At 72.4% G+C, this 13,004-nt stretch carries 12 protein-coding genes; 8 read left to right on the top strand and 4 right to left on the bottom strand.

What is annotated here, in order from left to right:
• The first annotated feature begins 941 nt into the window (after positions 1-941).
• The 3 genes from NLX94_RS01860 to NLX94_RS01870 all read left to right on the top strand — a co-directional run bounded on the left by NLX94_RS01860 (position 942) and on the right by NLX94_RS01870 (position 2,715).
• Entirely contained in the window at positions 942-1,082 is a 141-nt protein-coding gene (locus NLX94_RS01860; protein WP_254380754.1) for a hypothetical protein, read from the top strand.
• A gap of 40 nt (positions 1,083-1,122) precedes the next feature.
• A complete protein-coding gene (locus NLX94_RS01865; protein WP_254380755.1) occupies positions 1,123-1,896 on the top strand; it encodes a DUF4239 domain-containing protein in 774 nt (257 codons plus the stop codon).
• A gap of 186 nt (positions 1,897-2,082) precedes the next feature.
• A complete protein-coding gene (locus NLX94_RS01870) occupies positions 2,083-2,715 on the top strand; it encodes a hypothetical protein (protein ID WP_254380756.1) in 633 nt (210 codons plus the stop codon).
• A gap of 113 nt (positions 2,716-2,828) precedes the next feature.
• Here the strand turns inward: NLX94_RS01870 and NLX94_RS01875 are convergent, their stop codons facing one another.
• Positions 2,829-3,344: a hypothetical protein gene (locus NLX94_RS01875; RefSeq protein ID WP_254380757.1), complete on the bottom strand. Its 516-nt coding sequence runs from the start codon at positions 3,342-3,344 to the stop codon at positions 2,829-2,831.
• Between the two features lie 352 nt (positions 3,345-3,696).
• Here NLX94_RS01875 and NLX94_RS01880 point away from each other — a divergent pair, with 352 nt between their 5' ends.
• Positions 3,697-4,386 carry a class F sortase gene (locus NLX94_RS01880; RefSeq protein WP_254380758.1) on the top strand — a complete coding sequence of 230 codons (690 nt, stop codon included), beginning with the start codon at positions 3,697-3,699 and terminating at the stop codon, positions 4,384-4,386.
• 102 nt (positions 4,387-4,488) lie between these two features.
• Here NLX94_RS01880 and NLX94_RS01885 read toward each other — a convergent pair whose 3' ends face one another.
• Together NLX94_RS01885 and lysX are read right to left on the bottom strand one after the other, a co-directional pair.
• On the bottom strand, positions 4,489-5,400 hold the full coding sequence (locus tag NLX94_RS01885) for a polysaccharide deacetylase family protein (protein ID WP_254380759.1): 912 nt from the start codon (positions 5,398-5,400) through the stop codon (positions 4,489-4,491).
• An 88-nt stretch (positions 5,401-5,488) separates the two neighbouring features.
• Positions 5,489-8,800 (bottom strand): bifunctional lysylphosphatidylglycerol synthetase/lysine--tRNA ligase LysX, encoded by a 3,312-nt coding sequence (gene lysX, locus NLX94_RS01890; RefSeq protein ID WP_254380760.1) that lies wholly within the window; start codon positions 8,798-8,800, stop codon positions 5,489-5,491.
• Positions 8,801-8,861: 61 nt separating this feature from the next.
• On the opposite strand from lysX, the gene NLX94_RS01895 reads away from it, so the two are divergent.
• Positions 8,862-9,323: a universal stress protein gene (locus tag NLX94_RS01895; RefSeq protein WP_254380761.1), complete on the top strand. Its 462-nt coding sequence runs from the start codon at positions 8,862-8,864 to the stop codon at positions 9,321-9,323.
• A 180-nt stretch (positions 9,324-9,503) separates the two neighbouring features.
• Positions 9,504-10,229, top strand: a complete 726-nt coding sequence (locus tag NLX94_RS01900) for a DUF4328 domain-containing protein (RefSeq protein ID WP_254380762.1) — start codon at positions 9,504-9,506, stop codon at positions 10,227-10,229.
• Between the two features lie 18 nt (positions 10,230-10,247).
• Here the strand turns inward: NLX94_RS01900 and NLX94_RS01905 are convergent, their stop codons facing one another.
• Positions 10,248-11,453: a CapA family protein gene (locus tag NLX94_RS01905; protein WP_254380763.1), complete on the bottom strand. Its 1,206-nt coding sequence runs from the start codon at positions 11,451-11,453 to the stop codon at positions 10,248-10,250.
• Positions 11,454-11,746: 293 nt separating this feature from the next.
• On the opposite strand from NLX94_RS01905, the gene NLX94_RS01910 reads away from it, so the two are divergent.
• Together NLX94_RS01910 and NLX94_RS01915 are read left to right on the top strand one after the other, a co-directional pair.
• Entirely contained in the window at positions 11,747-12,286 is a 540-nt protein-coding gene (locus NLX94_RS01910; RefSeq protein ID WP_254380764.1) for a sigma-70 family RNA polymerase sigma factor, read from the top strand.
• Positions 12,287-12,530: 244 nt separating this feature from the next.
• Positions 12,531-12,995 carry a hypothetical protein gene (locus tag NLX94_RS01915; RefSeq protein WP_243341408.1) on the top strand — a complete coding sequence of 155 codons (465 nt, stop codon included), beginning with the start codon at positions 12,531-12,533 and terminating at the stop codon, positions 12,993-12,995.
• The last annotated feature ends 9 nt before the right edge of the window (positions 12,996-13,004 follow it).

Raw genomic sequence — 13,004 nt, forward strand, 5'->3', positions numbered from 1 at the left:
ACTGATCATTGCCCAACGGAGCGAGCGAAAGCGGAAATTGGCGATCCGTTCTTCATCACACGCCAAAGGCCCGGCGGGCAGGCGCCAGGGAATGACCGAAACCGACAAATACCTTTTGGGAAAAGGTCGGTGACCGATCGGAGGCGAAGCGAATCTGGCTCAAACCTCCGTAGCCAAAGCCTCACCCGTTCAGGCGAACCAAGCTCAACCCTCCTTCGCGCGGGCGCGCGCGACCCCATGATCCCCGGGTGAAAAGAGCCTCTTCCAGGCGCCTGCTGGCCGTCCCGGTCCTCCTGTGGGCGGCCCTGACCGCGACACCGGCCATGGCCGATAGCAGCGCCTACGCGACGATCGACTCCGGCGACGGAATGGCCGCCGCCAGGCAGGCCGTGTCCGCCCTGGGCGGCGCGACCGGGGGCATCAGAGGTGGCGGACGTCACGACGACCGCGGCCGCCAGGACCGCCGGGACCTCCAGGACCGCCGCGGCGACCACGGCAACCAAGGAGCCCGGGGCGACCGCGGCAACCGAGGCGGATCCGGCGGCCACGGCCAGGGCCCCGGTGGAAAGGGACACGGTCACGGCGGTCACGGCCACGGCGGACACGGTCACGGCCCCGGCGGCCACCACGGCCACCCGCCCTGCCCACCGCCGCCTCCCCCACCCCCGCCGTGCCCGCCCAAGCCCACCCCGAAGCCCCCTCCGCCGAAGCCCCTGCCCATCCCGACACCGACGCCGACACCGCCGCCTCCCCCCACGCCACCGCCACCGCCCCCACCTCCGCCGGCTCCGAAGCCGGTGCCGAAACCCCCCGCACCGGCCCCGCCCCCCGTACGCCCGGCTCCCGCTCCCCTGGCCCCCGAGCCGGCTCCGAAGCCGGTCCCGAAACCCGCCGCGAAGCCACCCGCACCGCCGGCGCCGCCCCGGGCGATCCCCGTCAGCGTGACCAAGAAGCCGGTCGAGCGCCCCGCCTACCGCGCGGCCGCCCGCAAGCCGGTCGAGCGCCACATCTCACCGGTGACCTTCACCTTGATGACCGCTGCCCCCGCGGTGCTCGCGATCGTCGCGCTGCGCCCGCGCTAGGGCCGCCGCATTTCCACCCCGTAATCGATTGGGAGTCATCTTGTCGGAATGGCTCGTCCTGTCCCTCGCGATGGCCGCGGCGTGTGCCGTGGTGCTGTCCATCGCCTTCTTCAACCAGCGCCGGATCGGTGAGGACGACGATCCCAGCGAAACCCCGGACGTCATCGAGTACATGACGATGATGATCGGCGTGATCTACGCGATCGTGCTGGGCCTGGCGATCGCCGGCGTCTGGGAGGGCCGCGGGGCCGCCCAGGAATACGTGCGCCAGGAATCGCAGGCCCTGCACGAGATCAGCGTCCGCTCCGAGGTCTACCCGCCCGACGTGCGCCAGAAGATCAGGTCCGACGTGGACGCCTACGTGAGCTACGTCGTCGACACCGAATGGAAGGAGATGGCCGAGAACGGCGAGCTGACGGCCCGCAGCGGGGAGCTGCTGGACCGCATCCGCCGTGATGTGACGGACTACGAACCGCAGACCGACCACGAGGGCCAGGCGTACCAGCCGCTCGTGGACCAGGTCGCCGCGGTCGACGACGCCCGCAACGCGCGCGGCCAGAGCGCCGGGGCGACCATGCCCGGGGTGGTCTGGTTCGGCCTGATCGCCGGGGCCCTGGTGACGGTGGGGCTGATCTTCACCCTGCAGATCAGGCGCTCCTTCCGGGAACTCCTGCTGGCGGGGCTGTTCAGTGCCCTGATCGCCTTCCTGCTGTTCCTCATCTGGGACTTCGACGCCCCCTTCGGCCGGGGCATCGCCGCCACCGCCGAACCGTTCCTGTCCCAGTTCCCGCATCTGGGCCTGGGCGGCGACTGACACCGCGGCCCGCCAAACCGGGGACGGGCCTCCCGTCCCCGGTTCGGCCTACGGCCGTGCCCCATTCGCCCGTTCCTGATCGCGGGTCACCGCGCCCGGACCTAGCGTGGCGGACATCGAGGCGCACGACCCCCCACGTGCGGAAACCGTTCCGCGGCTGCTCCTCGGGGATCCGGAGAATCAACCATGGGCGCGATACCCACCTCCCCCACAGCCTTGTTGGGCGCCGCCGCGGCGGGTGCCCTCCTCCTATGCGGTGCGGTGGCCGCGCCCGCCGCGCGTGCGGCCGAGGCCGCGCCGATCACCTCCTTCGGTTTCGCCATCACCCCCTCGACGGTCGCCCCCGGCGGCCAGGTGGTGCTGTCCGTCACCGGCTGCAACGCCGCCTTCGCCACCGTCTCCTCCGGCGTCTTCGACACCGTGAGCATCGACCGGGGCAGGACCGCACGGGTCACCGTGGACCGGGACGCGCGGCGCGGAGCCCAGTACTCCGTCTCCTTCACCTGCGCGGGCGAGACCGGCTCGGCCGACCTCACCATCGCCGGCGGCACCGGCCGGCCCACGACCAGCTCCACCGTCGGCGCCCGCAAGAGCCCGAGCGCGGTCGCCGGTACGAGTACGGGGACCAGCGCGGGCACCGGCACCGGCACCGGTACGGGTGCTTCGCGCCGCGCCACCCTCGGCGTCCGCGGCGGCCTCGGCGGCAGCGTGGCCGGGCTCGATCCCCTGAAGCTCGGCGCCGGCGCGGGGCTCGTCCTCGGCGGGCTGGTCGGTCTCGGCTTCGCCCTGCGCCGCCGGGACATCCGCCGCATCCACTGAAATCCGTCCCCGCGACAGAACTCCATACCCCCCGCAACCGCCGGTCGCCCCGTGTCCGGGCCAGGACACGGGGCGACCGGCGGTTGTCCGGGCCGACCGGGGAGGTCGGCCGGTCAGGCCCGGCCGCGGAGCGGGCGCCGGCGGCGCAGCACGTGGGCACCGGCCCCGAGGGCCGCCGCACCGACGAGGCTCGCGCCGATGGCGGTCTCGGTGGTGGACGGGCCGAGGGAGCCGCCGAGGCCTCCCTGGGCGCCGCGTCCGTCGAGGATCGTGAACCGGTGCGTGGCGACCAGGCTGTTGTCGTGGCACTTGACCGACAGCGTGTGGTGCCCGGGCGAGGCGTGGTTGAAGATCCGGACGGTCGCGAAGCCGATGGAGCCGGCCGACAGGTTCGTCTGCGGAAAGTTGCCGTGCGAGAAGACGATGCCGCCGTGGCCGCAGCCGGCCGCGCTGACCTGCATCGTGGAGCCCTGGTGCACGGAGTACGGGTTGACCGTGACATTGCTGGGCCCGCCGTTTCCTCCCGAGGGCGGACCGCCCGCAGGGTTCGCGGAGGCGAAGGGGGCACTGAGGGCGAGGGCGGCGCAAGTGGCCGCCGCGGTCACGGTGAGAGCGCGGAGAACACGCATGGTGGAACCTCCAGCGGAAAGCGCCCCGGAGCGGTGGCCCGGGCAGATCGACGAGAACGCCTCCCATCACGAACCCTCGATCCGGTCCGCAACCAGCGCATGTCCGCCTTTGGGCCGCAAGGTTGAGCGACACGCCGATGCGCGGACGCGCATCCTGACGGATCCGCAGGTCACGACCCGTCAGGCATTTATGTGACGATTACCTGGATGGGCGCATCCCTTCCGGCCCCACCACCCGTTCGCCCTTCCCCGATCGCCGTCCCGCACGCACCGCCTTAGCGTGCGTGAAGTAGGGCGTGCAGGGGTGGGACAGGAACGCGGGTCGGGACCCCCGCGTCGGGAAGGGAGAACCATGCTCGAGGACGAGAGTGAGAGGCCGCCGAGGAGACGCTCCCCCTGGGGCGCGATCGCGCTGGTCATGCTCAGCGGCCTCGCCATGATGCGCAACGGAGCCGAGGAGGGCGGCGGACCCCCGCAGCCGGCCGCGGCCGCGGCGGTCAGCGCACCGGCCGGGACGGCGGTCGGCCAGCAGGCCGACCAGGCACCGGCCGAGCTGCCGGTGCCGGCGCCGGACATGGAGGTGCTGGACCACTCGTCGGTCCAGCGCATCCGGATCCCGTCGATCAGCGTGGACGCACCGGTGATGACGGTCGGGCTGGACGCGCAGGGATGGATCGACGCGCCGCCCCCGCAGGACAAGAACCTGGCCGGCTGGTACCTCAACGGCATCTCGCCGGGCCAGCAGGGCTCGGCGGTGATCGTGGGCCACGTGGACAACGCGCAGGGCCCCGCGGTCTTCTACGGACTGGGTTCGGTCCAGAAGGGCAGCCGCATCGAGGTGGCGCGCTACGACGGCCGCACGGCGGTGTTCGAGGTGTACGGGGTGGAGGTCTTCTCCAAGAGCACCTTCCCCGGATCCCGGGTGTACGGGGACACCGGGCACCCGGAGCTCCGGGTGATCACCTGCGGCGGCGGCTACGCGAAGGGGCGCGGCTACGACGGCAACGTCGTCGTGTTCGCGCGGATGGTGGAGGCCCGCTGAACCGGAGACCCGCTGAACGGAGGCCCGCCGACCGGAAGCCCGCCGACCGGCCCCGCGCGGCGGCGGCCGGCACACCGCCGCCGCGCGCGCGGGGTACGGCCGTCAGCGCGGCGGCAGCTCGGGCAGTGTCGTCCGGAATCCCCGGCCGAGCAGTTGCGGCAGGTAGCTCGCCAGCGCCTGCACGCTCTGCGAGCGGTTGCCGCCCGCGTCGTGGTTCAGCACGATCACTCCGGGCGCGGCCTGCCTGAGGACCCGCGACACGATCGACGCGGTGCCCGGCTCCTTCCAGTCCAGGGAGTCCACGGTCCAGGCGAGCGGTTCCATGCCGAGCTCCGCGCCGATCTCGAAGGCGGCCCGGTTCCACGCCCCGTAGGGCGCCCGGAACCACAGCGGGGCGGTGCCGACGGCCTGTTGGACGACCTCGCTGGTGCGGCCGATCTCGGAGGCCAGGGCCGGCCGGCTCAGCTTGGGGATCAGCGGATGGGTCCAGGTGTGATTGCCGATGACGTGTCCCTCGGCCACCATCCTGCGCAGCAGGTCCTGGTTGTCGACCGCCATCTCCCCGCAGACGAAGAACATGGCCCGGACTCCGTGGCGCGCGAGGGTGTCCAGGATGGCCGGGGTGTAGCGGGGGTCGGGTCCGTCGTCGAAGGTCAGGGTGATGGCGCTCGCCGTGCTCGCGCCGGCGGGCAGTTCCAGGATCGGCCGGGTCCGTACGGCGGGCTTAGCCGCGGGCGGGCGTTCCGGGACCCCTTCCGAGGTCATCGGTTCGAGCCGGTACGGGGATCCGCGCGGGAACTGCGGCAGCCCGGCGGGGGCTCCGGTGAGGGGACCGGGCCCCGCGGCTCCACCCGCCCCGGGTCCGGCCCCGGCTCCCGCCGCAGGAGTCCCCGCGCCGGAGGTCGGCAGATTCGTTTCGCCGCTCGTCAGCAGCCCTGCGGCGGCGGCGACTCCGAGGAAGACGGCGGAGCGCAGGAGCACGCGTCGCCCTACTGTCGGCTCGTCATTTTTCATTACTACTACGTATCAACGACATCGCCGCAGATGTCGAGAGGCACGGACACGGCTCCCGCCGCTCACCCGCTCGGAGCAGTGGCGCCCGTCAGCCCCGCCGCACCAGCGGGAACGGCAGCGTCTCCCGGATCGTCAGACCCGTGAGGAACATGACCAGCCGGTCGACGCCGATGCCCAGTCCGCCGGTCGGCGGCATCGCGTACTCCAGTGCGTCCAGGAAGTCGTTGTCGAGCTCCATCGCCTCCGGGTCCCCGCCCGCCGCCAGCAGCGACTGCGCGGTCAGCCGGCGGCGCTGCTCGACGGGGTCGGTCAGCTCCGAGTAGGCGGTGCCCAGTTCGGTGCCGAAGGCCACGAGGTCCCAGCGCTCCGCGAGCCTGGGGTCCTTGCGGTGCTGCCGGGTGAGCGGGGAGACGTCGGTCGGGAAGTCCTTGTAGAAGGTGGGCAGCTTGGTCCGCTCCTCCACCAGCCGCTCGTACATCTCCAGGACCACGTCGCCCCGGGTGTTGTCGGGCGTGTGCGGTACGGCCGCACGGTCGCAGAGCCTCCGCAGGACGTGCTCCTCGGTGTCGGCGTCGACCTCCTCGCCCAGTGCCTCGCTGATCGCCCCGTACATCGTCTTGACCGGCCAGGGCCCGGAGATGTCGTGGACGACGAGCTTTCCGTCCGGTCCGGCCTTGTGGGCGATCGGCGAGCCGAAGGCGGCCGTGGCGGCGCCCTGGATCAGCTCGCGGGTCAGGTCGAGCATCACGTCGTAGTCGGCGAAGGCCTGGTAGGCCTCCAGCATCGTGAACTCGGGGTTGTGCTTGTAGGAGACGCCCTCGTTGCGGAAGGTGCGGCCCATCTCGAAGACCTTCTCCATGCCGCCCACGCACAGCCGCTTCAGGTACAGCTCGGGCGCGATGCGCAGGTACAGGTCGAGGTCGTAGGCGTTGATGTGGGTGCGGAACGGCCGGGCGTTGGCCCCGCCGTGGATCTGCTGGAGCATCGGGGTCTCGACCTCCAGGTAGCCCCGGTCCAGCAGCCCCTGGCGCAGGGCCTGGACGGCGCTGGAGCGGGCCCGTACGACCTCGCGCGCCTCGGGGCTGGCGACCAGGTCGAGGTAGCGCCGGCGGACCTTGGCCTCGGGGTCGGCGAGGCCCTTGCGCTTGTCGGGCAGCGGGCGCAGGCACTTGCCGGTGAGCTGCCAGGAGTCCACGACCACGGAGAGTTCGCCGCTCTTGCTGGCGCCGACCTCGCCGCTCGCGACCACGTGGTCGCCGAAGTCCACCTGGGAGGTGAAGGAGCCGAGCACGGCGGCGCCCGCCTCGTCCCGGGTGAACATCAGCTGGATGTCTCCCGACCAGTCGCGGAGCACCGCGAACACCACGCCGCCGAGGTCGCGCACGACCATCACACGTCCGGCGACGGTGACCGGAGAGCCGGTGCGGCTGCCGGGCGGGTAGCCGGGGTGCGCGGCCTTCAGCTCGGCGACCGTGTGGGTGCGCTGCGCGATGCCGACGGGGTACGGGTCGGTGCCGGCGGCCCGGATCCGCTCCAGCTTGTCGTGCCGGACCCGGACCTGTTCGGGCAGCCGCTCGGCCCGCGCGCCCCCGCCCTCCTCCCCTACGGATTCCAGCCCGAGGGATTCGATGGGCGGCAGGCCGGCGGTGGTGGCGGGGGCGGTGAGCCCGCGCGGGTGGCCGTTGCCCCACAGGGTGCGCATGCTCGGGACGGAGACGAACCCCTCGGCGATGCCGGAGGCGAGGCTGACCCGGGCGAGCGAGCCGGCGTCCTGGAAGCAGAGGAACCTCGGGTACCACTCGGGGCCGTACTTGACGTTCGAGCGGTACAGCGCCTCCAGCTGCCACCAGCGGGAGAAGAAGAGCAGCAGTTTGCGCCAGACCTTGAGGACGGGACCGGCGCCGATCCGGCCGCCCTCCTCGAAGGCGGAGCGGAAGACGGCGAAGTTGAGGGAGATGCGGCGCACCCCCAGGCCCGGGGCGGCCGCGCAGAGTTCGGCGACCATGAACTCCATGACCCCGTTGGGGGCGGCCCGGTCGCGGCGCATCAGGTCGAGGGAGATGCCGTCTTTGCCCCAGGGCACGAAGGAGAGCAGGGCGATCAGCTCGCCCTTGTCGTCGAAGGCCTCCACGAGCAGGCAGTCTCCGTCGGCGGAGTCGCCGAGCCGGTCGAGGGCCATGGAGAAGCCGCGCTCGGTCTCGGTGTCGCGCCATTTGTCGGCGCGGTCCACGATCATCTGCATCTCGTCCTGCGAGAGGGCGGAGTGGCGGCGGATGACGGTGGTGGCTCCGGTGCGCTTGACCCGGTTGACGGCCTGGCGGGTGACGCGCATGTCGCGGCCGTCGAGGTCGAAGTGGGCGACGTGCAGGATGGCCTCGTCGCCGAGCTGGAGGGCGCTGAGCCCGGAGCGGGCGTACGCGGTCGCACCCTCCTCGGAGGCGCCCATGACGGCCGGCTGCCAGCCGTAGCGCCGGGCGACGGCGAGCCAGGCGTCGATGGCGGGGGTCCAGGCGGCCGGGTCGCCGACGGGGTCGCCGCTGCCGAGGCAGACGCCGGCCTCGACCCGGTAGGTGACGGCGGCCTTGCCGTTCGGGGCGAAGACGACGGCCTTGTCGCGCCGGGTGGCGAAGTAGCCGAGGGAGTCGTTGCGCCCGTAGGCGCCGAGCAGGGCCCTGATGCGGGGCTCCTCGTCCCCGTGCAGGGCGGCGGTCAGCCGCTGCGAGCGGAAGAGGGTGGCGGCGGCGTTCAGCAGGGCGAGGGCGCCGAAGAGGCCGAGCAGGAAGTAGAGGGGCCGGGGCGGGTGGCCGTCGAACTGCCGGGCGGAGAACAGCCCGCCGAAGACCTGCTTGGCGGACCAGTCCAGCCACTGCCCGCGGGGCAGGGTTCCCGGGAACAGCGCGACCAGGCCCCAGCCGAGGAAGACGGCCGCGAGCAGGCCGAGGCCGAGCACGAGCATGGCCCGCCACAGGGCCCCCGGCCGGGAGGCGGCGTTGAACTCCTTGCGCGCGGCGATCAGGATCACGAGGGCGGCGATCGCGATCGCCATGGAGGAGAAGCCGACCCAGTAGTCCTCCTCGGCCACGGTCAGCACGTCGACCAGGACCAGTAGGGCCAAATAGGTGACGACGATCCACCAGGCGACCTTCTTGCGCATGCCGAGCGCGGCGGCGAGGAGGAAGAGGAAGACGGCGTAGGCGAGGTTGGCGCTGACCGGCACGACGACGGCGTCGAGGAAGCGCACGACGGGCCGCAGCAGGCGGCGCAGCGTCGGGGAGAGCGCCAGCAGGGCGCAGAGCAGTCCGAGCGTTCCGAAGAACGCTCCGAAGGCATCGGGCACCCGGTTCAGGAAGCGGCTGCGGCTGGCGCGCGTCCCGCGCGTCTCCTCCACGGTGGCACTCATGGTTCGCACTGTAGGGAGGGCCGCGCCCCTTCGCGCGGTGAGCGGGTTTAGCCTCGGAAGGGTGACTGAGCACGTGGGTACGGAATTCGAGCGCGGCAAGGACGGCCCGAAGGTGATCCTCGCCGGGGTGGACGGGTCGCAGTCCTCGCTCCGCGCGGCCTCCTACGCGGCGGGGCTGGCCCGGCGGCAGAACGCGCTGCTGGCGCTGGTGTACGTCCAGCCGGTGATGCCGGCCGGGGCCTCGCTGGGAGCTCCGGTGTCCGGGGCCACCGAGGAGATCGCGCAGGAGCTGGTGGCCGAGATCCGGGAGTCCGCGGAGCGGCTGAAGGGCGTCTACGACGTCCGCTGGCAGTTCCACACCTTCCGCGGGGACGCCTACGCCGGGCTGGTGAGCGCGGCGGAGGAACTGATGGCGGACGCGGTGGTGGTGGGCGCCTCGGAGCAGGCCGGACACCGGATCGTGGGCTCGGTGGCGGTCCGCCTGGTGAAGGCGGGACGCTGGCCCGTCACCGTGGTTCCGTAGCGGTCGTCGGCCGCCGCTGACCGCTGTCACCCTGCCCCGTGGCGGCGGTTTGCCCACGCAACCTGATCACCGTAGACGGCGGGCTCGGCACTGACGTATCTTCGGGCGACTCGGGCCGCCCGCGGGCCTGCCCGATTCCATGTCACACGTCGCGCATTGTCCCGTGGGGGGTACTCCGTCATGTCCTCGATCGCACCCGATCCGTCGCCGTCTGCGACGCCGGGCCCCTTTCCGCAGGGCGTCCACGTGCTGCGCTCCCCCGAGGGGCTGGCGACGGCCCTGACCGTGCTGCTGTCCGCGATCGGCGGGATCAGCCTCGTCCTGTCCGGGGCCGGCCTGTACCGGTCCGGCCTGCAGGACGACCTCGTGAGCGGGCCCTCGGCCGAAGCGAGCGAGAGCCTCAGCGGGCTCGACTCGCTCACCATCCCCCTCGATTTCCTCCACGACGTCCTCTACCTGGCCACTGCCGTGGTCTTCGTCGTCTGGTTCCACCGGGTCCGCTGCAACGGCCAGGTGTTCCGCCCCGACGGCTTCACCCAGTCCGCCGGCTGGGCCATCGGCGGGTGGTTCATCCCGTTCGCGAACCTCTTCTTCCCGTACCGGACGGCACGGCAGACCTGGGACGCCAGCACCCAGTACGCGCCCGACGGCACCCACCGGCAGGTGTCGGGCTCCCCGGTGGTCGCCTGGTGGCTGGCGTTCGTCGTCAGCGCGGTCCTCGACCGCGTGGCCTCCCGGCAGTACATTGCGGCCTTGTCGCACGAGGCACTCAGCGACGCGGCCGCCTTCATGGCGGCCGCGGAGCTCTCCGTCGCCGCGGCCGCCCTGCTGGCCGTCCTCTTCGTGCGCAAGCTGACCGCGATGCAGCGCGTCAAGGCCGTGCAGGGTCCGAACGCCGCGGTCTGAGGTCCCCTACGCACCGGGCTACTGCGCCATCGTCAGCCCGTCCTTGGCCGCGCCGCGGCCGAGGACGGCCTCGGTGATCTCGTCGCGGGCCTCCTCGTAATCCTCGCGGCCGGGCGACTGGGCGAGGGCGGCGGGGAGGTTGACGACCCGGCCCGCCCGGAGGTCCATCATCTGCGGGACGAACTCGGCCTTGGTGACCTGCCAGCGCTGCCCGGGGGCGGTCGGCGGGGCGAAGGTGAACCGGCCGATGGAACCGTAGTTGCCGCGCATGTCCCGGGCGCCGGTGTAGTTGAACATCTCGCCCGCGACCTGGTCGCCCATGCCGTAGACGATCCAGGTCCCGTTGACCTTCTCGTAGGCCTGCGGGATGTGGGCGTGCGTGCCCAGGATCATGTCCACGTCGGGGCGGCCGCCGGTCTGCGAGGCGGTCAGCGCCTTGCCGAGCGCGAGCTGCTTCTCGTCCGGTTCGGTCTGCCATTCCGTGCCCCAGTGGAGGCTGACGAGGACCACGTCGGCGCCCGCCTTCCGGGCCGCCCGGGAGTCGGCGATGATCTTCTCCTGCTCCATCAGGTTGACCGCCCAGGGCTGGCCCTCGGGCATCGGGTAGCCGTTGGTGTCGTACGTGTACGCGAGGTGCGCGACCTTCGCGGAGCCCGCGGTGTACATCGTCACCGTGCCCGCCTCGGCCTCGGTGCGGGCCGAACCCGCGTGCTTGAGACCCACCTTGTCGAACCGGTCGAGGGTGCGCTTCAGACCGGCGCCGCCGCCGTCGAGGGTGTGGTTCGAGGCCGTGGAGCAGCCGTCGTACCCGGTGGCCTTGAGGCCGTCGGCGACCTCGGGCGGGGACTGGAAGGCGGGGTAGCCGGTGAACGGGCCGCCGTCCGGCCCGTAGATGGTCTCCATGTGGCAGAGGGCCAGGTCGGCGGCCGAAACGATCGGCTTGACCGCGGAGAACATCGGCCGGAAGTCGTAGCCGTCGCCGTCCGCGTCGGAGGCGGCCCGCCGGATGACCGACTCGTGGGGCAGCACGTCCCCGCTCGCGACCAGGGTGAACCCCTTCCCGGCGGGGGCCGTGGTCGATCCGGGGGCTCCCGGGGGCGCCGCGGAGGACGGGGTGCCGGCGAGCCGGGCGGGTGCGGGGTCCCCGCCGGCCGAACAGCCGGCCGTGGCCGACAGCACCACGGCGGTCAGGAGGGCGAGGGCGTGGCGGGTGCGCGCGGTCATCTGTCCCGGCTCTCCTTGATGAGGTCGATTGATACGACTATCTGATCTTCCGTCAATCCATAGAAAGAGAAGCCTGAAGTCAAGGAACGGCTCCGCCGCACGGCCTCGCGCTCACCCCAATGGCCGTTCGGCGCGCCGTTCGACCGTTCACCGCCCCGCGCGGCCGCCCACCGGATGACCCGGGTGCTTGGGCGCACCGCCCGGGCGGGACGGTTCCCGGGCGGCCCGGTGCAGGTCAGGGTGGATCCGTCGACCTCGACGGCCCCCGCACCGACCCCCGGAAGGAGCCTCCCGTGCCCCTTGCCCCCGCCCTCCCACGCACCGACCCCGAGGCACTGGCCGAACTCCAGCGCGAACACGGGCGGGCCCTGTTCGGCTTCCTGCTGGGCCTCACGGCCGGGGACGCCCAGCGCGCGGAGGACCTCGTACAGGAGACCCTCCTGCGGCTCTGGCAGCATCCCGAGGTCCTGGGCGGCGCCTACGAGTCCCTGCGGCCCTGGCTGTTCACCGTGGCCCGGCGGCTCGCCATCGACGCCCGGCGGGCACGCCTGTCCAGGCCCCTGGAGGTGGAGCCGGAGGGACTGGACCAGGCGCCCGCGCCGGGGGACGCGGTGGCGGGCTCGGTGACGGCGATAGACGTGCGGCGGGCCGTGGGGTCACTGGGGCCGGAGCACCGGGACGTCCTGGTGCAGGTCTACTTCCAGGACCGCTCGGTGGCCGAGGCCGCGGCCGAGCTCGGCATCCCGGCGGGAACGGTCAAGTCCCGTACGTACTACGCTCTGCGCGCCCTGCGCAAGGGCCTCCAGGGCTACGGGTACGGACTCGGCGCCTGAGGAACGGCACCGTCCCGAGGTGTGGCGAATGCGTCAAAGAATGGCCTGAACGCCCTCGAAGCGGACACGAACCGCATCGAAACCGGCATCGGACCGTTCAAGTTGAGTAAACATCCCCCGCTCCGCGAGCCGCGCAGGGAAGGCTCGGCGCTGACGGCGGGAACACGCGACGCATGCGGGAGAAGGTGGAACGGTGCGGCCCGAGGGTACGAACGGCACCAGTGACGGTGGGCTGGCGGTGCCCATGGCATGGCTCTACGCGGAGTACATCGCCGACGAACTGCTGCGCACGGGCCGGCTGATCCCGGTCAGCACCCTGGAGTTCCGCGCCGGACGCGACACGCTCGCGCTGACCATCTACCTCTCGGACGCCGCCGGCGAACTCTCCGGGATCCGGGTCGTCTCGCAGCTCGACGAGTGGATGTCGCTGACGGCGTACGGGCACCCCTGGCGCGACTGGGTCCACACCCGGTTCCTCGCGCTGGGCGAGGAGGCCCGCGAGCGCGGCCGGGGCGAGGACCCCGACCTGGAGCTGGCCCGGGCGGCCTGGCGCTGGCTCGACCACACGGAGCTGTTCGCCACCAACCTCGACCCGGGACGCCACGGCCACGCCGACACCCCGCCCGGCCTGGACGAGAACGCCCGCGTCTGGACACCCGCCTGGCAACTCGGGCTGCCCCTCGGGCACTTGGCGATGCACCTCTTCTGAGCCCGGGCG

It is taken from the genome of Streptomyces sp. TBY4, from assembly GCF_024213195.1.
GTDB lineage: Bacteria > Actinomycetota > Actinomycetes > Streptomycetales > Streptomycetaceae > Streptomyces.

Coding starts and splice junctions, on each gene's coding strand:
- NLX94_RS01870 (WP_254380756.1), top strand. CDS start 2,083: ATGGGCGCGATACCCACCTCCCCCACAGCCTTGTTGGGCGCCGCCGCG.
- NLX94_RS01875 (WP_254380757.1), bottom strand. CDS start 3,344: ATGCGTGTTCTCCGCGCTCTCACCGTGACCGCGGCGGCCACTTGCGCC.
- NLX94_RS01880 (WP_254380758.1), top strand. CDS start 3,697: ATGCTCGAGGACGAGAGTGAGAGGCCGCCGAGGAGACGCTCCCCCTGG.
- NLX94_RS01885 (WP_254380759.1), bottom strand. CDS start 5,400: ATGAAAAATGACGAGCCGACAGTAGGGCGACGCGTGCTCCTGCGCTCC.
- lysX (WP_254380760.1), bottom strand. CDS start 8,800: ATGAGTGCCACCGTGGAGGAGACGCGCGGGACGCGCGCCAGCCGCAGC.
- NLX94_RS01900 (WP_254380762.1), top strand. CDS start 9,504: ATGTCCTCGATCGCACCCGATCCGTCGCCGTCTGCGACGCCGGGCCCC.
- NLX94_RS01905 (WP_254380763.1), bottom strand. CDS start 11,453: ATGACCGCGCGCACCCGCCACGCCCTCGCCCTCCTGACCGCCGTGGTG.
- NLX94_RS01915 (WP_243341408.1), top strand. CDS start 12,531: ATGGCATGGCTCTACGCGGAGTACATCGCCGACGAACTGCTGCGCACG.